This window comes from Halobacteriovorax vibrionivorans (genome assembly GCF_003346865.1).
GTDB lineage: Bacteria > Bdellovibrionota > Bacteriovoracia > Bacteriovoracales > Bacteriovoracaceae > Halobacteriovorax_A > Halobacteriovorax_A vibrionivorans.
This window is the reverse complement of record NZ_QDKL01000003.1, coordinates 50,357-74,376: the sequence shown is the minus strand read 5'-3', so window position 1 is coordinate 74,376 and position 24,020 is coordinate 50,357. Positions and strand designations below refer to the sequence as shown.

General features: G+C 35.5%; 20 protein-coding genes. 8 read left to right on the top strand and 12 right to left on the bottom strand.

Features of this window, described 5'->3' with window-relative positions; genetic code table 11:
- Window positions 1–14: 14 nt before the first annotated feature.
- Window positions 15–1,136 (bottom strand): hypothetical protein, encoded by a 1,122-nt coding sequence (locus DAY19_RS11190; protein WP_115362449.1) that lies wholly within the window; start codon window positions 1,134–1,136, stop codon window positions 15–17.
- 9 nt (window positions 1,137–1,145) lie between these two features.
- Complete coding sequence (locus DAY19_RS11185; RefSeq protein ID WP_133296950.1) at window positions 1,146–2,708, bottom strand: hypothetical protein; 1,563 nt, start codon at window positions 2,706–2,708, stop codon at window positions 1,146–1,148.
- Between the two features lie 100 nt (window positions 2,709–2,808).
- Between DAY19_RS11185 and DAY19_RS11180 the strand changes: the two genes are divergently transcribed.
- Complete coding sequence (locus DAY19_RS11180) at window positions 2,809–2,994, top strand: hypothetical protein (protein WP_115362444.1); 186 nt, start codon at window positions 2,809–2,811, stop codon at window positions 2,992–2,994.
- A 25-nt stretch (window positions 2,995–3,019) separates the two neighbouring features.
- The gene (gene trxB, locus DAY19_RS11175; protein WP_115362442.1) at window positions 3,020–3,949 is read left to right on the top strand and encodes a thioredoxin-disulfide reductase; all 930 of its coding nucleotides are present in this window, start codon (window positions 3,020–3,022) and stop codon (window positions 3,947–3,949) included.
- Between the two features lie 24 nt (window positions 3,950–3,973).
- Here the strand turns inward: trxB and DAY19_RS11170 are convergent, their stop codons facing one another.
- A complete protein-coding gene (locus DAY19_RS11170; protein WP_115362440.1) occupies window positions 3,974–5,890 on the bottom strand; it encodes an AAA-type ATPase lid domain-containing protein in 1,917 nt (638 codons plus the stop codon).
- Window positions 5,891–6,064: 174 nt separating this feature from the next.
- Between DAY19_RS11170 and DAY19_RS11165 the strand changes: the two genes are divergently transcribed.
- Window positions 6,065–7,786, top strand: coding sequence for a hypothetical protein (locus DAY19_RS11165; protein ID WP_115362438.1), 1,722 nt, complete (start codon window positions 6,065–6,067; stop codon window positions 7,784–7,786).
- 130 nt (window positions 7,787–7,916) lie between these two features.
- The gene (locus tag DAY19_RS11160; protein ID WP_115362436.1) at window positions 7,917–8,750 is read left to right on the top strand and encodes an enoyl-CoA hydratase-related protein; all 834 of its coding nucleotides are present in this window, start codon (window positions 7,917–7,919) and stop codon (window positions 8,748–8,750) included.
- Window positions 8,751–8,784: 34 nt separating this feature from the next.
- On the opposite strand, the gene DAY19_RS11155 is transcribed toward DAY19_RS11160, so the two are convergent.
- The 6 genes from DAY19_RS11155 to DAY19_RS11130 form a co-directional block, all read right to left on the bottom strand.
- Entirely contained in the window at window positions 8,785–9,687 is a 903-nt protein-coding gene (locus DAY19_RS11155) for a mevalonate kinase family protein (protein WP_115362434.1), read from the bottom strand.
- A gap of 13 nt (window positions 9,688–9,700) precedes the next feature.
- The gene (gene mvaD / locus DAY19_RS11150; RefSeq protein ID WP_115362432.1) at window positions 9,701–10,771 is read right to left on the bottom strand and encodes a diphosphomevalonate decarboxylase; all 1,071 of its coding nucleotides are present in this window, start codon (window positions 10,769–10,771) and stop codon (window positions 9,701–9,703) included.
- Window positions 10,761–11,792: a GYDIA family GHMP kinase gene (locus tag DAY19_RS11145; protein ID WP_115362430.1), complete on the bottom strand. Its 1,032-nt coding sequence runs from the start codon at window positions 11,790–11,792 to the stop codon at window positions 10,761–10,763. Before DAY19_RS11145 ends, mvaD begins: the two co-directional genes overlap by 11 nt.
- 6 nt (window positions 11,793–11,798) lie before the next feature.
- The gene (locus DAY19_RS11140; RefSeq protein WP_115362428.1) at window positions 11,799–13,109 is read right to left on the bottom strand and encodes a hydroxymethylglutaryl-CoA reductase, degradative; all 1,311 of its coding nucleotides are present in this window, start codon (window positions 13,107–13,109) and stop codon (window positions 11,799–11,801) included.
- Window positions 13,106–14,125: a beta/alpha barrel domain-containing protein gene (locus DAY19_RS11135; protein WP_115362426.1), complete on the bottom strand. Its 1,020-nt coding sequence runs from the start codon at window positions 14,123–14,125 to the stop codon at window positions 13,106–13,108. The genes DAY19_RS11140 and DAY19_RS11135 overlap by 4 nt, the downstream gene beginning before the upstream one ends.
- A 97-nt stretch (window positions 14,126–14,222) precedes the next feature.
- Window positions 14,223–14,915, bottom strand: coding sequence for an SAM-dependent methyltransferase (locus DAY19_RS11130; protein ID WP_115362424.1), 693 nt, complete (start codon window positions 14,913–14,915; stop codon window positions 14,223–14,225).
- A 54-nt stretch (window positions 14,916–14,969) separates the two neighbouring features.
- On the opposite strand from DAY19_RS11130, the gene DAY19_RS11125 reads away from it, so the two are divergent.
- Window positions 14,970–16,088: a THUMP domain-containing protein gene (locus DAY19_RS11125; RefSeq protein ID WP_158536885.1), complete on the top strand. Its 1,119-nt coding sequence runs from the start codon at window positions 14,970–14,972 to the stop codon at window positions 16,086–16,088.
- On the opposite strand, the gene DAY19_RS11120 is transcribed toward DAY19_RS11125, so the two are convergent.
- Together DAY19_RS11120 and DAY19_RS11115 are read right to left on the bottom strand one after the other, a co-directional pair.
- The gene (locus DAY19_RS11120) at window positions 16,080–17,282 is read right to left on the bottom strand and encodes a peptidase U32 family protein (RefSeq protein ID WP_115362420.1); all 1,203 of its coding nucleotides are present in this window, start codon (window positions 17,280–17,282) and stop codon (window positions 16,080–16,082) included. The genes DAY19_RS11125 and DAY19_RS11120 overlap by 9 nt on opposite strands.
- Complete coding sequence (locus DAY19_RS11115) at window positions 17,282–18,490, bottom strand: U32 family peptidase C-terminal domain-containing protein (protein ID WP_115362418.1); 1,209 nt, start codon at window positions 18,488–18,490, stop codon at window positions 17,282–17,284. The genes DAY19_RS11120 and DAY19_RS11115 overlap by 1 nt, the downstream gene beginning before the upstream one ends.
- Before the next feature lie 65 nt (window positions 18,491–18,555).
- Between DAY19_RS11115 and DAY19_RS11110 the strand changes: the two genes are divergently transcribed.
- From DAY19_RS11110 to DAY19_RS11100, 3 genes are read left to right on the top strand one after another with little or no spacing between them, the layout of a single operon-like run.
- Window positions 18,556–19,701 carry a hypothetical protein gene (locus DAY19_RS11110; protein ID WP_133296949.1) on the top strand — a complete coding sequence of 382 codons (1,146 nt, stop codon included), beginning with the start codon at window positions 18,556–18,558 and terminating at the stop codon, window positions 19,699–19,701.
- 9 nt (window positions 19,702–19,710) lie between these two features.
- A complete protein-coding gene (locus tag DAY19_RS11105; protein ID WP_115362413.1) occupies window positions 19,711–20,121 on the top strand; it encodes a cyclic nucleotide-binding domain-containing protein in 411 nt (136 codons plus the stop codon).
- 17 nt (window positions 20,122–20,138) lie between these two features.
- A complete protein-coding gene (locus DAY19_RS11100) occupies window positions 20,139–22,784 on the top strand; it encodes a cation-translocating P-type ATPase (protein ID WP_115362411.1) in 2,646 nt (881 codons plus the stop codon).
- A gap of 133 nt (window positions 22,785–22,917) precedes the next feature.
- Here DAY19_RS11100 and DAY19_RS11095 read toward each other — a convergent pair whose 3' ends face one another.
- Complete coding sequence (locus DAY19_RS11095; protein WP_115362409.1) at window positions 22,918–23,901, bottom strand: malate dehydrogenase; 984 nt, start codon at window positions 23,899–23,901, stop codon at window positions 22,918–22,920.
- Between the last annotated feature and the right edge of the window lie 119 nt (window positions 23,902–24,020).

Below are 24,020 nucleotides of genomic sequence, written 5' to 3'. Positions count from 1 at the left end.
CGCCTGTATATATTTTAGAATCTTAAATATGCTCCAGCAATTGCTCTAAAACCACTGAAGTCGATAGTGTTGTCCACAGTTGATCCACCAGTTTCAATACTAAATGTAGAAGACGTTGAAAAGTAATCACCTTTTGCATAGAATCCAAAACCAGAATCCATTGTGTATTTAGCACCTGCTCCTGCAAACATATACGTACCAGAACCAGATAAGCTTTCAGTTACAGAAGATCCTGACGATTGTGGAATCGCATCAAGAGTTGCTAAAGATAGTCCAAATCCGGCCTCTAAATAAGGTGTTATACGATTTGTTGCAAGTGGATTTGTAAAATGGAAATCGACTGCACCACCAAAGTCTATAGAAGTTGCAGTTGAGCCTGCAATTCCAGTCTCACCAGAATAGTAACCTAAAGTTGCCTTAAGTGAGAACTTTTGAAGGAATGAGTCAGACTTAGCAAAGAAATACTCAAACTCTCCATTAAGTCCGATTGCACTAATTTCAGCATCAGTAGCATCACCAACATTATCATATGTTCCAGACAACATATTTAGGCCGGCCGAGATATTGAAGGCCATATTCTTATCAGATAAAATCTTACTAGGAGTGCGACGCTCGATACTTTGATCACTTGCAAAACCAGTTGTCTTAATTGCATCGAGTTCACTTTGTTCATCATAAGATGCTCTTGGTGTATCTTGTACAACTTGAGTTCGAGATGAATTTCTCTGTCTTTGAACATCAACAGGCTCTCCCATTTGTCTTCCAGAAGTTGCGGCCTGAAGAGATTTTGTACGGTCTTCAGTTAACTTAACAGGAGAAGAGATTTTTAGATTAGCGACCTTATCAACGTGAATCTCATTTGGTTTCACAATTCGATAAATACTCCATACTGAGCGTGATGGTGTTGCACGAATAACGACACCTCTAGCAAAGACACCAGTAGTAATGAAGAGTTTTGCATGATCACCTACAACAAGGCCATCTTCTAGGCCTCGATTCACTAGAATTGTTTTCTTAGTATCTGAAGTTTGAAGAATTCTAAAAGTTAATTTCTCATCAATATCTAATGCACTTGCGCTGAATAGGCCAAGAAGGCATATCAGAGAAATAATTAATTTACTAAAACGTCCTGTCATACTTATCCCTTAAAAAAACATACTTAAACTTGCTATTAATTTTATATTATTTACTGTTTGATTTAATGTGTAATTACTATCATCACTACTATCTAACTCACTAATCGGGTTTAAACTTAAAAGCTCATAATTTAACTTAGCTCCAATTCCCCATCCGAACATATTTCCTTGTTCATAGTCTCTAAAAGAAGATAGTCGTGTCTTTACCCCTAATGTAATAGAAGGTAAGGCCACCGATTCATAATCATAACTATACCCATTTAAAAAGCCAGAAGTTGCCTCACCTACGCCTCGTTTAATACCAAGGCCAACATAGGCTTGAAGCTTATTTCTGATATATGGGGTATTATAGAAGTAATAATTGATATGAGCGCCAATATTTGTAAATGTCATTCTGGCGTTTACACCACCAATATCGACATTTAAATTTGTAGCATCAAGGCCAAAGTCAACACTCCACTTACCTAGTGCTTTGTGGGCGCGAATTAAATGAAATTCATAACCTATTGCTAGCCCGTAACCAAGATTTTGATGATTACTATCAGAATCAGAGTAGTTAGCAAGTAAGTTTGAAATAAAACTAAATTGTACCTCATTACCGCTTTCAATCGCTAAAACGTTCTCTCTTCTAAATTTTTCACGAGCAATACCTGAAGCCTTGAGATAATTACTTAATTGTTCTGAGTCCATATCCGCAGACCACAAAGGCCCTTCTTTATTAAGAGCTGCTTTAGCTGAAGGAGTAACACTATTTTTAGCTCGCTCTCTAGCTAGAGTTTCATCCATTGTATTTTGAATCGAAAGCGATGATGTTGGGCCAGTAAGACTTCCCCTTCCGTTATAATACATTTCTTCGTATCCATCTTGCTTAGATGAGATCTTTGATAATTGATTCTGGTGCTGTGATCCCAATGTAGTATCTAAGTCTTCATCTGATAAACGTGAAACATCAACAGGACTTAACTTTGAGTTAATATACTTATACTTTAAGCGGCCATCTTCTACGATAACTTCATTACCGTCTTTTAATATCGATTTTTCTGTAACTTTATAGGTTGTATTATCAGTATAGTCAGAGTCGTAGTTCTCCTCATTTGGAACTTCTTTTTCTTGGACAAGATTTGCAGGAACAACGCCATCTATTGCATAACGATTATTTCGTTTAACATTTTTAGACTCAAATGCTTTAACATTATAAACAGGCTTCTTTTTACTTCGTCCAGCTTCACTTCTAGAGCGAATTTGTAGGCGAATAAAATCATCTTTTTTGAAATTAGATCGATTTAATTTATCACCAGAAATAGTTTTGAAATACCAACTTGATGAGCGATCAGAAAGCTTAAGCAATTCAATACTACCAAGATAGATGAACTTTGGTTTCTCAAGCGTTCCAAGCTTTATAGAAACATCAGCAACATCACCAGTCTTTAGGCCCGCTACTTTTCCCACATCAAGCTTAACGCTTCGGCCACTCTTACTAAGTGCAATAACTTTGGCCCCCATCATGGCGAGTGAATTGAGCTGAAAAAAAGCAAGCACGGTAATGATAAAAAATTGTTTAGATTTCTGCATATATTTAATTATAACGAATGGAAGTATTTGAAACAATATGGTAGAGTATGTATATTTTTACAAAAAATGCCACAATGCATCATGCATTTCGGAGGAAAACATGGCCAGAAGAAAGAAAAAGCTTCAAATTTTCAAATATGAATGTCAAATGACTGGCGAAATCTATAAAACGACTAAAAAAGCAGATAATCCAGATGATTTAGTTAGCGTAAATGCATATTACGACATGCATCCAGAAGAAGATGATCGCCCTGAAGAGATCAAAAAAGAACTTGGAATAGAATAATACAGATTAAAACGGAGTTTAAGCAATGGCACACCACAAAGTCATTATCATAGGATCAGGTCCAGCAGGTTATACTGCGGCCCTTTACGCATCTCGCGCAAACCTAGGCCCACTTGTCATCGAAGGACATGAGCCAGGTGGTCAACTAACGACAACTACTGATGTCGACAACTTTCCAGGATTTCCAGAGGGAATCATGGGGCCAGATCTAATGGCAAATATGAAAAAACAAACACAACGCTTTGGAACTGAATACCTGAGCGGTTTTGTCACAGATATTGATACAACTAAGCGACCATTCAAGCTTACTGTTGATAGCGACAAAGAATACACTGCTGATGCTGTTATCGTAGCAACAGGAGCATCTGCAAAGTACCTAGGTCTTCCAAACGAGAAAGAACTTATTGGTAAAGGTGTTTCTGCATGTGCAACTTGTGATGGATTCTTCTATCGTGATCAAATTGTTCACGTAGTTGGTGGTGGAGACACTGCTATGGAAGAAGCTACATTCTTAACGAAATTTGCTAAGAAGGTATATGTTGTCCATAGAAGAGATGAGCTTAGAGCTTCTAAGCCAATGCAGCAAAGAGCATTCGATAACGAAAAAATTGAATTCGTATGGGATAGCGCTGTTAAAGAAATTATCGCTGATGATTCTGGCGTAAAAGCGATTAAGGTTGAAAACCTTAAAACCGGTGAAGTTACAGAGCGTGAAACTGATGGCCTATTTATGGGGATTGGACACAAGCCAAATACTGATTTCTTAAAAGGAAAAGTAAAGCTTGATGATCATGGCTTTATTATTACTGCAGGAAAGCACCCTGATACAGATGTTGAAGGTATTTATGCTTGTGGAGATGTTCAAGACTCTTACTACCGCCAAGCAATTTCAGCGGCCGGTTCAGGTTGTGAAGCTGCAATTCGCGCAGAAAGATTTCTAGAAGAAAACGAATAAATATATAAAGTGGCCTAGTTTAAACTAGGCCACATTATTTGATAGATATAATTCAACTCGGTCAACTGTTTCATTAAATAACCTCTTAACAACGACACTTCCATTTTCTAATCGATTTACAACATCATCATAATCAATCAGCATTTCACTTGCTACTGATTTAAGCCCAACAGCACCATCCTTAAGTTTTTTAGCAACATAGAAGTAAAGATAGAGATCCGCACACTCTTGATTACTTAGATCATGCTCATCAAATGCCTTTATATTGAGATCATTTGCATCTATTGAAATTTGAGGTTGTCCTTCATTTTCAAACAAAGGTGTAATGTCGCTAGTTCTAATGGATAAGCTTCCACTACCTTTATTAAAAATCATAAGCCTTGCAATACATGCCTTAAGCTCAGCGATATTTCCTGGCCAATCGTAGTCAATGAGCATTTGAGCAACTTCATGAGATAATCTTTTTTTCGTTGTATGATTTTTAAGACTATATTGTGAGATAAAGTAATTAGCAAAGAAGATAATATCCTCTTTTCTTTCATTTAATGAAATTGTTTTGAAAGAAGGAATATCAATTTCTTCAATATATTCACTACCTGTAAAAAGAAGACGAAAACTCTCATTATTACCAACTTCATTGATAATATATTTTGCTGTTACTATAGAAACTTTATCAAGGCCTTTAAAGATAACATTACCATTTACAACCTTATCTCGAATTCTTGCAATCCTAAGATCAACGGCCTTCTTATCCATTTTACTAAAGCAATTGATAATCTCAACATGCTGATTTTCACTACTTGAACTTTTTGCAATCTTCTTACAAAGGTGAAATTTCCCACTTCCTTCATCACCGTACACATAGACAGGTGTTTTTACATCATGCCCAGAATATTGCTCTAGAAATGCTTGTGCTTTTTTAGCAAATAAACTAACGCCTAAAGAAGTATGAAAAGCGACATTTGTATCAAGGTTTTCACTTTCATAATCCAGCTGATTGGTTACCTCTGCATTATCATAGAAATATAAAAGCCCCATAACTCTGGCCAAAAACATTGCCTGCTTTAAATCATTGTCAGTAAATAACTCACCTTTTTCTTTATTTGAAAAATTTAAAATTCCAAAGATATTTTCGTTATGATCAAAAATAGGACACATCATATAAGTAGAAATTGTCGTATTATTTACAACTTCATACATATTAAAAAACTCATCACTTGATAAACTTTGAGAAAACTTAGATTTAATTCCACGTGGGTTATTGTAAAGTTCCTCAAGGATTCCAACAATTGGATACTCAAGCTCCATCACGTCACTTGTTTCAAAATCAAACTCACTAAAAGTCTGTTCATCATGGCCAACAATAAAAATACGAGCGTCTTTGGCCTTTACTATTCTTTGAACTTCAATAACGAAGAGTTTTATCAATTCAATTTTATTATTATAGTTTTTAAAGATTTGAAATAGGTCTAAGATCATGGAAGTTGAAACTTGCTGATCTTTATCTGCTTCACTATCTGGTATCGTACTGGAATCAAAATTTCCTGCAACGGCCTCGTTTAGTACCATATCATACATAAGGTCTCTAAGACGTAAACGACTCATGGATGCAACTAATTTAGTCATTAAGTCCATGATATTTTCAACTTCGTATTCAACAAACTCAAGGCCTAAATAATTATCACCACGATTATTAAAGTTAGGACGGTAACGTCTAAGCTTTACAGTTTGTAATAATCTAATATTTTTATAAATAATTTCAACCTTAAAGACAGTGCTATCAACGTATTCACCTATTAGAATACCAATTCCAGTTGTTGAAATATTATCTAGCTTTACCCTAAATGCATTAGAGGTAGAGTCTCCTACCATTTCATATAAGATACACTTTACCTTATCTGACTCTTTTAGTTTTATTCGATAATTACGTAATTTCTTCAATTTCTGACCTCTTGTACAAATATTATCGACCTACAAAGTGGCCAACTTTAACGACTGAATGAGGAAATATCGAAATTTATAAATATTTAATAAGCTTTACTCATTAAAGCTATAAACTCTCTACTAATATGCCCGATAAGAAAGATATTACATTACTATCTATTTGAGGAAAAATTGCGTTACAACATCCAAAACTATAAGTTTTTTAAGTCTTATCGCTTCCCTATCCATGAAGGGGATAAAGTCAATGCTGAAGTAATTACTTTTGAAAGAGAGAATGTAAAGACTAATAACGTACAAATAGACTCCATCAATCTTTCAGGCCTAAACTTCATCAGCACTCAAAAGTACTCAATAGGTGAAAATGTAAAAATTAAAATTCAAACAAATAGAATATTTAATAACTGGGACTTTGAGTTAACAGGTAGAATTATTCGATCATTTATCTATTGTGAAGATGTAACAAAAACAATATATGGGATTTCGATTTCACCTGATTCACAAACAACGGTATTAAAATATTTTTTAAAAGATTTCTTATCACACTACAAGACTGCAAAGTTAAAAGATAAATTATTTCAAATATGCCAAAATAAAATCAAGATCTCAAAAGATGATGGCGTTGAACTCTTCTCGCTTTTTCAAAGCTTAATTGAAAGGGCCTTTAAGGGAAAACTAACAACAATTCTGTCTGAGCTACCAACGATTTTTCATTGTGAAAATTATCATATCTATTTATTTAACTCTAAAACAAAAGACTTTGAGGTTGATCATACAAATAGTGATCACACACTACTTGGAAAAACATTCAATGGACTATTGAATGAGGCATATTTCAACAAAGTTATCATTAATAAATCATTCAATGATCAAAGTGCAACTGGCGTTGATTTTGATATTAAAAATATCCTACTGGCACCGCTAGTGAATTATAATGGCGAAAGTATTGGAGCTCTTTGCCTTTCAAACACACTTTCAGGTGATAAGTTCAATATTACAATGCTTGAAAATATCAAGATTGTCTCTGGTTTGATTTCATACTTTTATAATTCAAAAAATAATTCAGGTCTTGAAACAGTAAAAAACAAACTACCTAATCATTATATTTTCTCAGATCGTAGCCATACAGGACTTGCGATTATAAACACTTTAAACACGATAAAGAACACAAGGGAGAATCTCTATATTCACGGTGAAGCCGGGGTTGGAAAACTTGAATATGCAAAATATGTTTGTAGTGAGAACTCTTTGATAATTGATTTTGAAGAATCAGAGAATCAAAGCTTTGAATTTATTGAGCAAGTATCAAATAATGGAATTAACGACTTAATAGTAAAAAATATAGAAAAGCTCTCTTTAGAAAATCAGGCGATTTTTTATAATCTTATAAGTTCATTAAAACTTAGAATCATAACCATTGCATCAAATGATCTAAAGGCCTTGGAAAAGAATGATTATATCCTTACAGACTTATATAATCATATTACAACGGTGAAATTAAATATTCCTCCCCTAAGATTAAGAAGGGCCGAAATTGTTGAGATTGCTCAATACTATATTCAATTTGAATGCAAGAAAAGAGATATGGAAAATAAGAAAATATCTCAAGAGACAATTAATAAATTAGAATCTGCCAAGTGGGATATAAATAATCAAGAACTTCATGCACTAATAGTAAAGGCCATATTAAAGTTAAACAAAAAGGCCGACAACAGCAAGCAAGTACTTCAAATACCTATTAAAGAGAGACAAAGTGACACTATCGTTGACAGCGACAAAAATAGTCAACTACAAGAATATATTCTAAATACCTTAAATTCTTGTGATAAATCCGTAGCTTATAGCAAAACCGAAAAGATATTTGTTGAAAGTTTAATGACAAAAAAAGCATCTTAATTTGGAATTGAATTTGACAGACCGACTGCAGTCTTGAAATAATTTTATTATCAGATCACGGATCGATCTGAGAGCTAAAAGATTAGCGATGTATTTTTAAATTTAGCAAAAGACCAAGGAAGGTGACGAAATGAATAACTCTAATTCAAATCAAAGTATTCTCAATTACAACACCCTAAATGTTTCACTAACAAGACAAACAAGAACATGTTTTGTAACAATTGCTAATGACCAAAAGTTTTTTAATACATCGACATACCTAAAAGAACTCGAAGACTTATTTGACTGGCTTTCTAATAAAGTAGAAATCAACTCAGTCGTTTTTAAATTTGCAAGTGAAGATATTGAATTATTTAAAAAAGAAGAACTAAGGTTTTTTGATGAAAAAACTCTTGGTAATACTTTACAACTTCTTGCCCGCTTAAGCTGGGCCCAAGTTCTTCTACCACAAACAGTATTGTGGTCATTTCAAAAGTCTGCTTGTCCATTTAGCCTTGAGCTAGCAATGGGTGGTGATATTCGCTACTGTGCCCCATCATTTAGTGTAGCATTTGATCAATTAAACAAAGGCATCACACCGATGGGTGGTATGAACACATTAACAAATGAAAAAGGTAATAGTGCAAAGATTATGCAATTTCTTCTTTCATCTCAAAACGTTGGTGCAGACGCCCTAATTAGTGCAGGCCTAATCGGAAAAACACTTTTTGATGAAAACGAAATTGAAGATATTGTCTCAAGAATTGCGAAGCAATCTCCAATGGCAAGAATTCAAACAAAGCGTTCATTTAATAATGAACTGATCAAAAAGATGGAAGAAGTACTTCTTGAAGAAATCACTTTTGCTAATTCAACAATAGCTACTGGCGACTTCAAAAATTATGCAAATGACAAGAAATTCACTAATCCTAGAGAGTTTGCAAGAGTATTAAGAGACTCTCCTACAGTTGCAGAGGCCATGTAAGGCTTCTGCTGCAATTAAATCTTAATAAATTGTCTTAAACAGGACGAACTTCATTGCCTTTAAGCTCTTGTGGAAGATCATTTAAATTGGGGGCAAGTCCTAATAAGAAGCCACCGCCACCAGCTCCACAAAGTTTTAAATAGAAACGATCAGTTTCTAGGCCTTTAGTCCATAGGTCACGATAGAGAGCAGGAATCATTGGATTAAAATGTTCAAATTGAAATGCTGACAATTCCTTAAACTTCTTCCAAAGTGCCTCTTTATCATTATTAATATAGTGTTGAATACACTCATCTGAAATTGGCGTTAATACGCGATCACATAGATAAGCAAAATCTTTTGACGAGCATTTCTCCATAAAGAGATTAACAAGAGGCTCTGTTCTTCGAGCACGTCCTGTATTTAGTAGAAATACTCCTGGCCCATCTGTTTTCTTATCAAGAAATACTTCTGTAAGTTGTTTCTGACTATCAATTAACAGTGCTACATTTAAATAACTAATGAGTGGGTCAACCCCTGAAGATGAACCATGAAAGTGAGATTCCATTTCCTTAAAACATTCTTTTAGAAAAGAAATATCATTCTTTTGATCGTCCTGAATTTTAGCATAGCGATCAAATACAGCAGCACAAAGAGCACCTGAGCTCCCAACTCCATAGCCTTGTGGAATTGTACTTTTAAAACGTAGTCCACTTGAAATATCAAATGAGAAAGACTGATGATCAAAATCAAAGCTAAGATTGCCTTTGTCATGTTGTTGTTTAAGATATTGCGAAAAAGCAGTTAGCTCAGAATCAATTCCAGCGCCTTGCTCATCAGGAAAGTTTAGTTTTCCATCAAAAAGAGAATAAGGCATTGCCAAGGCCTTTGAAGATCTAATGATACTATATTCTCCAAAGAGTAGGATTTTAGCGTTAAAAGAATTTCCACCTTCCATAACTGATCCCTACTTATCTTTCTACGATCACACCATTACCCATATGATCATGGATAACAAGAGAGTCGGCACATAGAGACTTAACTTCTTGGTCGATGAACTCTTTGGCCTGTTTCTCATCTTTTTTAAGATACATAATATGTACATTAGGGCCAGCATCTAAAGTGAAGCAGATTGCACAATTTGTTTGAACTCGAAACTCTCTAATACGATTTATAATTTCTAAAGTATTAGGCTCCATTAAAATAAAAGATGGATCAGAATTCATCATAAGCCCATGAAGCTCTAGGGCCTCACTTTCAACAATTTTTGCAAAAGTATTAAAGTCACCTGTTTTAAGAGCAAATAGTAACTTATTAAAGTTATTACTAGCATTCATAAAACGTGTCTTAGCAAAAGGATGCTCATTCATAAGAGCATGACCAGCAGTTGAACTTACTGACTTTTCCTTGCTACTTACAATTGCGATTGAATCACAAATTCCTTCAAAGATTTCATCAAATTGATCGTGAACGATAGCGTAGTCTTGAGAGCTACCAAGAACTGACTTTCCCCAGATTGCCATCTTTGGGTATATTGATCGGCTCGCACTTCCTGAACCAAGACGGGCCATGAATGAGGCCTTCATTAAATAATATTCTTCATCATGGTCTTCATTTGTAACGACTTTTTCTATTTCACAAAGAGCACTTGCAAAGTTGGCCATTGATGCGGCCGAAGAAGCGATACCAGAAGAGTGAGGAAATGAGTTGTGAGAATCCATTTCAACTTTGATATTTTCTATAAAAGGAAAAACAACAGCGGCCCTTTTAAAGAACTTCTCTACCCTTTGCTTAAATTTATCATTTGGTTTTGATTCAAATTTAAAATCAAGTTCAAATTCTGAGGATCTTTGAATTTTATATGTCGTTTGAGTATAAGCATTATTTAAGGTTACACTTAAAGAAGGGTTTGAAGGTAATTGCTCACCATACTTTCCCCAATACTTTATCAAGGCAATATTTGATGGACTCTTAACTGTAAATTCAAGTCCATTATCTAATTTATCAATATCAAAATCAATCAGAGTAAAATTAGTGGACATTTTTAATTTCACTTGGTGTTTGAGTTTCAACAATTAATTCACGATATGGAATACAAACTTTCAGACCTTTTTGATCGAAGTAGTTTTTCACATACTTGCGTGGTCCATTACTTGATGCAAGAATAAAGTCCCCACCCCATGCACCTAGAGATTTAATTTCTCCATCAAAATCACTAAAGGCCTCTTTCTTAATTGGGCTAAGCTTTAGATGAGAACTCACGATATCTTCATGAGCACGAATTAAGAAATTAAATTCTTCTTGAGTATTTGCAGTGGCCATCTGCATAGATAGTTCACTGATTGTATTAATAATCTCTGGCGAATGTGGACGTAGCTCGTTGTAATACTCAATAGCATCACGAGAATTCTTCTTGTGTCCAAGATAAATGAAGTAGAGGTTATTTTTAAAACTTGGATTAAATTCGATAGGAGACCAATTTGGTCCTTCTCCACCTTTTTGATAAATAATTGGCTCTTCACTTTGTGCACATGCAATATCATACCCAGAACCACCTAAAGTATTAAAGGCAAGTTCAAATGGCGAAATCATGGCCCAATCAGCAATATTATGAATTAAAGTAGAAGAAGACCCTAATCCCCATTCGAGTGGGAAACCAAGTTGTGTTACAACATGAACATCAACACCATCTCTTAAGAAATGCTTATTCTGTCTTCTTGCTTGTCTTAACATTTGTTGTAAGACAATCATCTCTTTTGTAGGGTTTTCATTTAGAATATTGAAATGCCAAAATTCAAAAGTTACTTCAAACCAAAGCTTTCCAGCTGGATCATAGGACTTCCAATATAACTTAGGATCAAATGAAGAAGAGTATTGAACTCTTAAAGACTGCCCTACTGTAGTAGGTAGGCCCAGTGCCTTAGCACCATCTAAAACAAAGTACTCCCCAGAAAGCAGAAGCTTTCCGTGGCCAAAATATAATTGGCCGTTTTTAGGAAGCTCAAGAAATTGCTCCCCTTCCAAATACTTAAGGATATTATTACTAGTGTGTGTTGTGTTCATAGTCCCCTAACTTCTTAAATTATTTAACTCTTCTCTTACTGCGCTAAATGAAACAACCTTATCAGCAAAATGATTAACAATTTGCTCTTTTTCAGTTGTTGTTGCTTCAAGTTGTCCCAGAATATTCATTAGGTGCATTTTCATATGCCCTTTTTGAATTCCACTTGTAACAAGACTTTTAAGGGCCGCAAAATTTTGGGCAAGGCCAACTGTTGCAGCAATCATCATTAGCTTATTAGCACTTGGTCGCTCTAAGATATCAAGAGACATCTTTGCTAGAGGATGGAGTTTTGTCAGTCCTCCAACCGTTCCAAGGGCCATTGGAATATCAATTTCAAAATAGAAGTTCCCGTTTTCTACTTTGCAATTTGTTAGTGATCGGTATTGTCCATCACGAGCTGCATATGTATGTCCACATGCTTCAACTGCTCTGAAGTCATTACCAGTTGCTATAACAACTCCATCAATCCCATTAAAGATTCCTTTATTGTGAGTTGTGGCACGGTGTGGATCAATATGAGCAATTCTTACTGCTCGTGCAAACTTTGATGCGAAAGTAGCAGTATCCATACCAATCGATTTTTCAGCAAGATCCTCAATTGGACATTCAACCCATGCTCTCACACGACAATCAGGCGTATAATTTGAAAGTATACACATGACGACCTGTACATCTTCACCAAGCGAGTCTTCAAGGTACTTACCTACAGCTTCTAGAACTGAATTAATGAAATTAGCACCCATGGCATCGCATGTTTCAAACGACATTTTTATTTGATAATAATTTTCTTCTTTATCTGTTAGATCAACTAACTCAATAGATCGTACTCCACCACCACGCTTATCCATATTTACAGTGATTGGTGCAAGTGAATTTAGGATATCGATTTTCTTATCTTCAAAAAAAGACTTTAAGCTCTCTTTATCTCCTTCGTAGATAAAGTGGACCTGGCCAATCTTTTCGCTTGCAATAACTTCGGCCTTAAAACCACCGCGAGTTGACCAAAACTTTGCGGCCTTAGATAAGGCTGCAACAACAGAACTCTCTTCAATAACCATTGGAACTGTATAAACTTCGTTATTAAGAACGAAATTAGGAACTAGGCCATATGGTAGATAGAAATTTGTAATTGTATTTTCTGAGAACTCATCAAAAGTAGATTGTAGCTTCTTATCAGAATGCCAAAATGAAAGTAATTGTTCTTTCACTTTTTGTGCATCGATATTCTGATCTTGGCCATCATTTGATAAGCGGTTTGCAATAAACTGGACCTTTTGTTCTTTTGATAGTTTTGAAAAACCTTGAATCAATTTCAATGTTCTCTCCTCACACTAAGAAATGAATTAGCAAAGTTAAGGCCTTTTTTAATTTCCCTAACTTGTTGCTGAACACTCTCATAATCCACCATAGCAGTTTTTAAAAACTCACTTGCCATGGCAAAAATAGCGCATCCTTTGGATAACTTACATAAATAATGGCCATCTAAATATGACTTAATCCCACCAGAGATTATAAAATTCTTACACTTAGCAGCACTACCTAACTCGTCAATTAAATCGTTGGTCATATGTACCATTTCAAGGGCAGTATGGCCAACATGACACAATGGTTCATGAACTGTTAAGTTGTTAGAATTTCTAAGATATTCTAATTTTGAAAAGTTTGTCCCACCAAATGAAGCAAACTCGATCGCACATAGGTCCATCATCATTAGGGCCTTTAGAGTACGTGGCCCCATTCCCTGTCCAACTTCTTTTACAATTATTGGAAACTTAAAATATTCAACACAAGTTTCAATTGTTTCAAGAGGAGCTCTTTTAATGATATCCCCTTCTGGTTGAAACCATTCTTGGGAAGGGTTTATATGAATGATCAATCCATCTGCATTTAATTTAGTGACGAGACGATCCACTTTTGAAAGTTCATTCTTATCAATTAACTCTTCTAATTGAGCAATACCTAGATTTGCAAAAACAGGTGAATTATTGGCCAAGGACTTAACGTGAAAATCATCAAGGAATTCATCGCTATCGAGTAACTTACGGCAAGAACCAAGGCCCATCCCAATACCGAACTCTCCACATGCACGGGCCAGATTCTCATTGATCTTACCTGCAATCCCAGTTCCGCCAGTCATGGAAGAAATCCACAGTGGAAGCTTTAAACTAAATCCTGCAAATTCAATTCCTAGATCAAGCTCCTGAGCATTACCGCTGAAAAGAGGCTCATAATAGAATCTCTTATCACTTGTTGCCGCTAGAGTTTGTGATTTTGCAGTTAATTGAATGTGCTCAAGCTTACGGTCTTGAGTGGCCGATTTTGTGTTATTCATACTAGTAATTCTGGCAATTTAGCAGATTTTATCCAGAGCAACAAGAAAGGTTTTTATCAAAAGAAAAAACTATCTGATTTGTGCGCGGATTTAACATTTATTTAATAATAAGAATGAACTCTTTCTTTAAACCGTTCACTTTCTTAAGTAATTTCGATAGCTTACCGTAGAGTAATTCTTCCTCTTCACCGTTAAGCTCCATCCCAATAAATGCCGTTGTATCCCCAAAGACCTCTAAACTCTCCTCGATTAATCTTGTGAGACGATAGGGAGTATCCATCAAAACTTTAGGCATTTTCACCTTTTTCAGATTAGTTAAATAATTCTTTCGCTCATCAGGTTTACGTGGAGGAAAGCCAGCAAACGTAAAATTAGAACAATCAATGCCACTTAGAGCAACGGCCAAAGAAATAGAATTACTATGAGGGGTACAAGTAACGCGAATGCCGAGTTCGTGACACTTCTTCACAAGCTTTTGACCTGGATCACAAAAGGCCGGAAGTCCTCCATCACTCATCAGGTATGCGTTCTTTCCATTTTGAATTTGTGTAATAATATCTTGCTCAATATCACGTTGGGTATGTTCATTAAAAAGGATAAAATCATCAATGAAAGAGCGATCTAAGCCAAAGCGAATCCATCGTCTTCGACATGGCTTTAGGTCTTCAATTAAAAAAAGACTATTATCAGCATCATCACAGGCCTTAAGCATTAATGCCTTCGCCTCTGACTCAAGGGGATTAACTTCATCAATCGGTGTTGCAATTAAGTATAGAGTTCCATATTTCATGACTTTTATATAAATCCGATTGGTTATAAACACAAGTTCATGTATATATTTGATATGGATAAAATATATGAAATCTACCTGGTAGTGATACCTGGACTTGAAAAGAGTGCCCTTTTAGAGATTAAGGAGAAGCTTTGTCGAATAGAGGCCTTTCAAGAGATTTCAAATGATGGATTAAGCTTAAAATCAAAGAATCTCTTTATTCTACTAGAGTTTATCCTCGAATTAAGAATTCCAACAAAAGCACTTCTTCGAATCGATTACTTTATCGCAAGAGACCTTCCAAAACTATATAAGAAATTATCCAAGATTAATTGGAACGATTATATACCAACGAAAGAATTTGAAGTGAAAGTTAGCTCTCATAACTCACGTCTCTTTGATGATCGCAAGATAATAAAGACAGTTAAGGATGCAATTTCTAGCTATCAAACTGCTCAACCATATAAGAAGAAGTACGATGAACTAAACTGGAGTGTCCCAGCGACAATTCACTTAAGGTTTGAAGAAGATAATTGTAGCCTATCAATTGATTGCTCAGGAGAAAGACTCGACAAACGAGGCATAAAAACTCTATCGGCAAAGGCACCAATGAGAGAGTCAATTGGAGCAGCTCTTATTAGATATATAAATTCATCTGATGTAAATTATGATGTACTCATCGATCCAATGGCTGGAAGTGGAACAATCATAAGCGAGTTCTTCAGACAAGATCAAAGAAATGAACAAAGAGAGTTTAACTTTAGAAACTTTCCTCTTTATCGAAAATTTGCGGCCCAGAAAATAGAGAGGCCACAAGTAACTCCAAGAAAGGCCTTTGCCCGAGACATTGATGGTAAGAACTTAGCGGCAATCAAAGAAAATAATCTCGAATTCATTGAAAATGAATGGCTAACAATAGAGAAAATGGACTTCTTCAAATCAGAATCTCTACCTGAAAATTCGATAATTACCTGCAATCTACCTTATGGAAAAAGAATAAAAACAAAAGAGAAAGATATCCATCTTTTTATAGAGCGGTTTCTCAAAAAAGCAGAATCACTTAATACGAAGGCAGCCTTCTTTGTTATGCCTGAAACATTTAAAATCAATCAAAAGAAATACCAAGTCACAAGAAGTGAGAGAATTAATAACGGTGGTATTTGGGTGCAATTTATTAAGGTTCTATTTTAAGTAGGCCATTGTCTTAACGCTTATACCACTTACATGGGGTATAAGAATTAACTCACCTGTTTTAACGTCCTGAACTTCTTTGCCATTAGTCTGTGTAAGTTTATGAATTTTAGTAAACTTCTCTTTCCCATCTGGAGTAGAAAGTCTAAGTTCATCACCTACTTTTAGAGCAATATCCTCATTTCTCATACCTTTTACAAGAATAGCAATATGAGATTTCTTAACAACATCCACAACTTCACCAATGAAGCCTTGATCCTCACGTTGGACTCTCTTATTCTTAAGCTTTTTAAAAAGTACATCTGATTTATTCACATGAAAGAAGCCACGAGTTGTACTGTTAGGATATTGATTCTTAAATTCTTTTGCTTCTTCCTTATTAAAGTTCTCACAAAGAGATATCGTTTTATCGACAACGGACTTAGACTCCTTGTCGAGGTGTCTTACGTCAATTCTAATATCATCAACGCCACACTCTTCAATTTCATCTAAGTATTCAAGTAGGTACTGGTCTTTCGTGTTAAACATAAAAGTCCCATGCTGATTTTCAATAATTGGAAAACCTTTATGGGGAGATTCTTCACTAGAGCCAGCGACTTCTATATATTTACCATTATTTTCAAATTCTTCTAAATCTTCATCAGTGTATAAAGGAGAAACAAGATTTCGTGGTGTATAAAATAGTAGGATGCGCCCGAGAACAAGAAGTTCCGTTTTCACACCCCAACTCTTAATTTCCTGACAAAATTCTTTTACGACATTGCTTGATAACTCAATAGAAAGAATAATCTTTCTTAAACGATCACCAACTAAATTCTTCCAAACTTTGATGGCCTTAATATTGTGATGCCCACCAGTATCAAGTAAAAGGTCAATACTTAAGTTCTCATAAGAATTTAAGATAAAATTAATGGCCCCAGGATCTCTTAAGCGAATACTCGAAAAACCTAAATCAGCATATTTTTTGAATTGTTCACGATACATCTTAAAACGGCTCTCCGTCATAAGAATATCCCACTCTAGAGTATACTTAACTTTTTGGGCCTTACACTTTTCTATAATCTCAAGCATTTCATCTATTGTTAGCTTTCCAACCTGAGAGAATAATCGCGTTGCAAGAATAACCTCACTGAATTTACTAGTATCCAGTGATTCAAGTTCATCAATATGTGAAATATAAGTAATGGCCTTCATTAATTAGTAACCCTTGCACGTACGAGATTATTAATATCAACCCCATCAACGTATGGAATCTTAAATAAGGCACCAGGGCGAGTGCGACTGAAGTCCTGTCCTGCAAGATTTTTAATGTGACTAATATTTACTTCGACGTGAGAATCATTAAACGGAAGAATCTCTAAAGACTCCCCTATCTCAAATGCACTCTTTACATCAACAACGATAAACTCATCTTTTACAACTTGAGCAACCTTTCCAATAGCTCGATATGTCTTCTCTTCGTGTTCACGATCATTATAAATAGAGCTCTCATCAGCTTCTTCAACTAAAGATGCTTGAGTATATGCTCGGTGAGTAACTTTAGTTAGCTCCTCTTCCCATTTTAAAAGGTCTTCACTTAAGAAGTTTCCATGCTCTTTATAGTAAGCAAGGGCCTGAGAGTAGACCATTGAAATGGTACCTGCATACATTGGTGATTTCATACGACCTTCGACTTTCAGAGAGTCGATTCCAGCATCAATAAAGTCTTGAAGAAGTCTAATCCCTTCCAAATCTTTTGAGCTCATAAAATAGCTATTAAGTTCTTTCTTCCCATCATCAATCTTATACTCAAAGCGACAACTATGGGCACAACCACCACGATTTGAATCACGGCCTTGCGTATAATTTGAGATAACACAATTTCCAGAGTAGGCCATGCACATTGATCCGTGTACGAACATTTCAATTTCAACACCGGCCTCTTCTTTGATCATCTTTGCATCAGCAATTGAGACTTCACGTCCGAGAACAATTCTCGTAACACCAAGCTTCTTCCAAAGCTTAGCACTTTCAACATTTAAGCAACTGGCCTGTGTTGATAAATGAATCTCTAGATTAGTATTTTCTGCGATATAATTAATAACACCAGGGTCAGAAACGATAACGGCATCAATTTTAACAGCGTCAAGCTCTTGAATAAAATCCAATAGCCCGTCAAAGTCTTTATCGTGAAAGAAAGAATTTAGAACGACATAAACACATGAGCCATGCGCATGAGCAAATTCAACACCTTCTCGGATTTCTTCAATAGTAAAATTATCCGCGGCTTGGCGTAGTCCATATTTCTGCCCGCCTAAGTAGACAGCATCTGCACCATAACTAATGGCGACTTTTAATTTCTCAAGGCTTCCTGCTGGAGCTAAAAGCTCAGGTACCCATCTGGTGTTTTTTGCATCTTTCATAAGGTCTTCTATGTACCAGAAATTACGTATATAATAAAGGCATAGACAAAACTTATATAGATTTTATGAAAAAAGTATTCAACATTTTATTTTATTTGGCCTGTGTTCTAATTATCGCAATTCTAGGAGGGCTAACTTACCATTATTACGAGATGCCTCTTCGCGATGACCCGGCCCCCTATAAGTTAAGTGATTCTGTTTATGGGCCAGATGATATCGCATCAAATACAGATGTTCTTGTAATTGGTGATGATCTGGGCAAGACCTTAAACCCATATATTGGAGAAATCACAACAAAGCTCTCTCAGAAATTGGCCAGGCCTCTAGCTATTTATAATATATCAGCAAAGAACGAAAGTTTGTTTCGTACAATTGAGAAGGTCTCAAAGCTTACTAAGGTTCCTAAAATAATTATATTGGCCACTGGTTTTTCTGAGATGCAAGAAGAACTCTATCCAAAATCAAACAAAGAATTAAATATTAATAATATTAACTTTAAGATATATCGAAATCTCTATATTCAAAGTTTCATTAAATTATATCCCAATTTATCTAAGTTATTCTATCTTAACGAAAATATAAAAGAGCTAGAAAAACAAGTAACGCCATTAGATTATTCTAAGTTAAGCGCTGAAGCCTTTCGCTCAATTTTTGATAAAGAAGTTCTACTCTATCAACATCGATTAGAGAGCTTCCTTCGAGAACTAAGGAAAAAAGGTGTAAATGTACTAATGGTTTTACCGCCAATTAATATAGAAATAAGTAATCTTAAAGTTTGTGAAGATACGACAAATGATAAAATAGAAAAAGCACTCCAAAAACTTGATAACCTACTAGAGCAAGGTAAAACAAAGGAAGGTCAGTTACTGGTGGAAAGTCTTGATAAGAAGATCGTGGCCAATACAAAATATCATCAGTTAAAGCAAGAGCTCTATCGAAAACAAGGTCAGATAACGAAATCTTACGAGCAAGCTCTACTTAAGCTCGCCTTTGCGTGTGAAGTGGAATCTTCTCATCCTGTTTTCACTAAAATTTTAGAAAGAACAGCTATTAATCAAAATATTGATTTAGTTGATTTTCAACAAATCATAAAAGAAAATTATATGCGTAATCCACTTTTTGTTACTAAAAAGACGCCACAAGATATCTATTACCCAAAACTTGTTAATGAACTTGTTATTAAACTTAAACAACTTACTCAACTACAATAGAGAGGCCTTATGAGACTTACTCACGAAGCAAATAAAATCATCATTAAACAAGGCGATCAGTCAGATACGATCTATCTAGTTGAAGAAGGCGAATTACTTGTTTTTGTTGTAGATGGAAGCAAGGTAAGTCCTGTTGCGACAATAGGTCCAGGAGAAATGATAGGTGAAATGGCGTTCTTTGCTGGAACTCACCGCGCAGCCTACGTTATGACTAAAACACCGACAACTCTTATGGAGATCGACAGTGAAACAATAAAGGATCAAATTCCTGACTGGTTATTTAAAATGACTAAGAACGTGGTCGATCGTATTCATCACCTCGATAAGGTTATCGCTAAGAGTGGAATAAAAAGAAAGAAAGTCGACTCAGTAAAACCACTTTCAATTGAAGAGCAAAGAAGTATTCTAGATTTAATATGATTTAGAGGGCAATAAATATGACAACCTCTAAAAGTTTACCTTATTCTAAAAAATCAATTGAAGATATCCTAAACGAATTAGAAAGTGATATTAAAAACGGACTCTCTCAAGAAGAAGTCATAAAGAAGACTTCAAAATATGGCAAAAATATTTTAACGATTAAGCCACCTATCTCAAAACTATCAATCCTAATTCGACAATTAAAAAGTATCATCGTTTTACTTTTAGCTCTGGCCTGTGCAACTTCTTTTTTTATGGGTCATGTAATAGAAGGCCTAACAGTTGTGGCCGTTCTGATTATTAATACAGCGCTTGGTTTCTTTACAGAACTTAAGGCCGTACGATCAATGGAAGCATTAAAGAAGATAGGAGTTTCAAAGTCTGGAGTCATTCGAAATGCACAAGCAATCAATCTCGATACTAAAGAACTAGTACCCGGGGATATTGTCATATTTGAAGCAGGAGATGTTGTTGGTGCAGATATTAGAATTATTGAAGCTAATAATATAAATGTGAATGAGTCGATACTTACTGGGGAATCAGCACCAGTAGATAAAACTGCTGAAACACTTTCTAAAGATACAATCATAGCTGAAAGAAATAATATACTCTACAAAGGTACTTCAATAACAAGAGGCTCAGGCAAGGGTATTGTTATTGCCACGGCAATGATGACTGAAGTTGGACAAATTGCAAAAGCAATTCAACAAGAAAAAGAAGAAGTAACTCCTTTAGAAAAAAGGCTTGATAAACTTGGTGGTCAAATCGTTTGGTTTTCTTTGGCCATTGCTATTTTAATTGCAATTTCAGGTGTTATGGCCGGGAAAAGTTTTATACTCATGCTAGAGACTGCTATTGCGCTAGCAATTGCAACAATCCCAGAAGGCCTTCCCATTGTTGCAACTTTGGCCCTTGCAAAGGGCATGTGGAGAATGGCAGAAAATAATGCATTAATTAATAAACTCGCCGCTGTAGAAACTCTAGGTGCAACATCAATCATCTTTACAGACAAGACAGGGACATTAACTGAAAATAGAATGAAAGTAAGGCTTATGAAAGGCCATGGTGATACATATAATTTGGACGATCATCACAATCTTCAAGAAAATACTGAATTAAAGAAATTAATAAAGGTTGGTCTTCTCTGTAATAATTCTAAAATCAATCATGAAAATAGTGACAAAAACATTGGCGATCCTATGGAGATTGCATTACTGAATGCCGCTAATAAGTTTAATATTAGAAGAGATGAAGTATTAAAAACAACACCAGAGCTAAAAGAAGTCCCCTTTGATAGTTCAACTCTTATGATGGCCACTTATCACCAAAGTGATAAGCAAATTATAGTGGCCGTAAAAGGTGCACCAGAGGCCGTAATTGCAGCCTGTACTAATATTGAAACAGATGATGGAGCGCTAGATTTTTCTGATGATTTAAAATTAAAATGGAAGACAGAAAATGATTTATTGGCAGCAGATGGATTGCGAATTCTGGCCTTAGCAACTAAGACAGTCTCCTCTATAAATGAGCCACCATATAAAGGTCTAAACTTTTTAGGGCTTGTAGGGCTACTTGATCCAGCACGTTCAGACGTAAAAGATGCTATCACAAAATCAAAAGAAGCTGGAATTAGAACGATTATGGTTACTGGAGACCAAGAAGGCACTGCTTTAAAAATTGCAAAAGAAATAGGACTTATTGAAGAAAGTAATAATCTTTCAATTAATGGCAAAGTACTTGGACCTAAAGAAGAATGGAATGAAAGCCTAAGGGATAAAGTTAATCAAACACAAGTATTTAGCCGTGTAAGTCCTGCTCAAAAACTAGACTTAATCGAATATTTTCAAGCTAAGAACGCAGTCGTTGCAATGACAGGCGATGGTGTAAATGATGCACCAGCGCTTAAGAATGCAGATATAGGTATAGCCATGGGACAAAGAGGTACTCAAATCGCAAAAGAGGCCTCTGATATGGTATTACAAGATGACCGATTTAACACAATAATCTTGGCCATTAAACAGGGCCGAATCATATATAGCAATATTCAACGTTTTGTGGTCTATCTGCTTTCTTGTAATATAAGTGAGATCTTAATTGTATCAATTGCATCCTTTATCAATGCTCCTCTTCCCCTACTACCTTTACAAATTCTATTTCTAAATCTTGTCACAGATGTTTTTCCGGCCCTAGCTCTGGGTATGGGTGAAGGCGATCATACCTATCTTGAAGAAAGACCAAGGCCTCGTAATGAACAAATTATAACAAAGAGAAAGTGGGGATTGATATCACTATATGGTGCTATTCTCACAGCATGTGTTCTAACAGGCTTTCTCTATACTTTAAAAACAACAAATGATGACAAGGCCGCACTAACAGTATCATTTTTAAGTTTAGCATTTGGACAGGTCTTCCATGTCTTTAATATGAGACTTGAAAAATCGAATTTATTTATTAATGAAATTACTAGAAATATTCATGTCTGGGGAGCAGTTGTACTTTGTACGATTATACTACTGGCCGCTGTCTTCATACCTGGCCTTAGAAGTATTTTAAGCTTGAAATTAATCGATAAACAGAGCTGGCTTATCGTAGGATATTCATCTCTTGCACCGCTTATTATCATTCAAATATTAGCAAAATTTAGATTGGGAATTAGAATTTAAGAGGGTGCCATGCTCCTTTTGTTTCGCATGTGCTAAATGATCGTTTTATTAAATTTTAAATAACCTGGCAAAGAAGAATTGAAAAGGTGTGCTCCTTTTATTTAGCATTTGCGAAACAAAAGGAGCATGGCACCTAAACTAGACCTAGTTCTTTTACAGTATTTCTTTCAGTGCGAAGTTCTTCAAGTGTTGCATTGAATTTTTCTTGACCAAATTCATTATGCTCTTGTCCTTCAACAACTTTTAGCTCACCGTTTTCAACGCGACATGGGAAAGAGAAGATAAGACCTTCATCAACGCCGTACTCACCTTTTGAAGCAAGACACATAGAGAATGTCTCACCTGCTGGTGTGTCGTGTGTAAGTGCGTAAACACCATTTACACAAGCATTAGCAGCAGAAGCAGCAGATGAAGCACCACGTGCTTTAATAATTGCAGCTCCACGCTTTTGAACAGTTGTGATGAACTCATCTTTTAAATATGTTTCATCGCCAATAACTTCAGCAGCTGACTTTCCACCAATTTTTGCATTGTAGAAGTCTGGGTATTGAGTTGCTGAGTGATTCCCCCAGATTGTCATATTTGTAACTTCAGTTACATCAACTCCAGCTTTTTGAGCTAGTTGAGTTTTTGCTCTCTTCTCATCAAGAGTAGTCATAGCAAAGAAACGTGACTTATCAAGTCCTGAAGCTTCCATTGCGATATAACAATTTGTATTACATGGGTTACCAACAACAAATAGTTTTGAATCTGGTGCAGAGTGCTCTGCCATAGCTTTTCCAAGTGGACCAAAGATTCCACCATTAACTTTTAATAGATCCGCTCTTTCCATTCCGTCTTTTCTTGGAACAGCACCAATTGCTAGAATCCAGTTAGCATCTTTAAATGCAACTTCCATCTTATCTGTACAAACAATATTCTTTAGTAATGGAAAAGCACAGTCATCTAATTCCATCTTTACACCTTCAAGAGCACCTAGTGCTTGAGGTAGTTCAAGAAGTTGTAATTCAACTTCTGTATCTGGACCAAACATTTGTCCAGAAGCAATTCTAAAAAGAATTGCATAACCAATTTGTCCTGCAGCTCCTGTTACGGCAACTTTAACTCTGTTAGTCATATAAATTCCCCTTTTAAGTTAATAGAGAGTTGTTCGAATTGAAATTGGCCAATTTTAACATAGGAGTTAGACAAGTTGTAGCTTTACTTCGCAATATTAGGGGCTATAATTAAATTTAA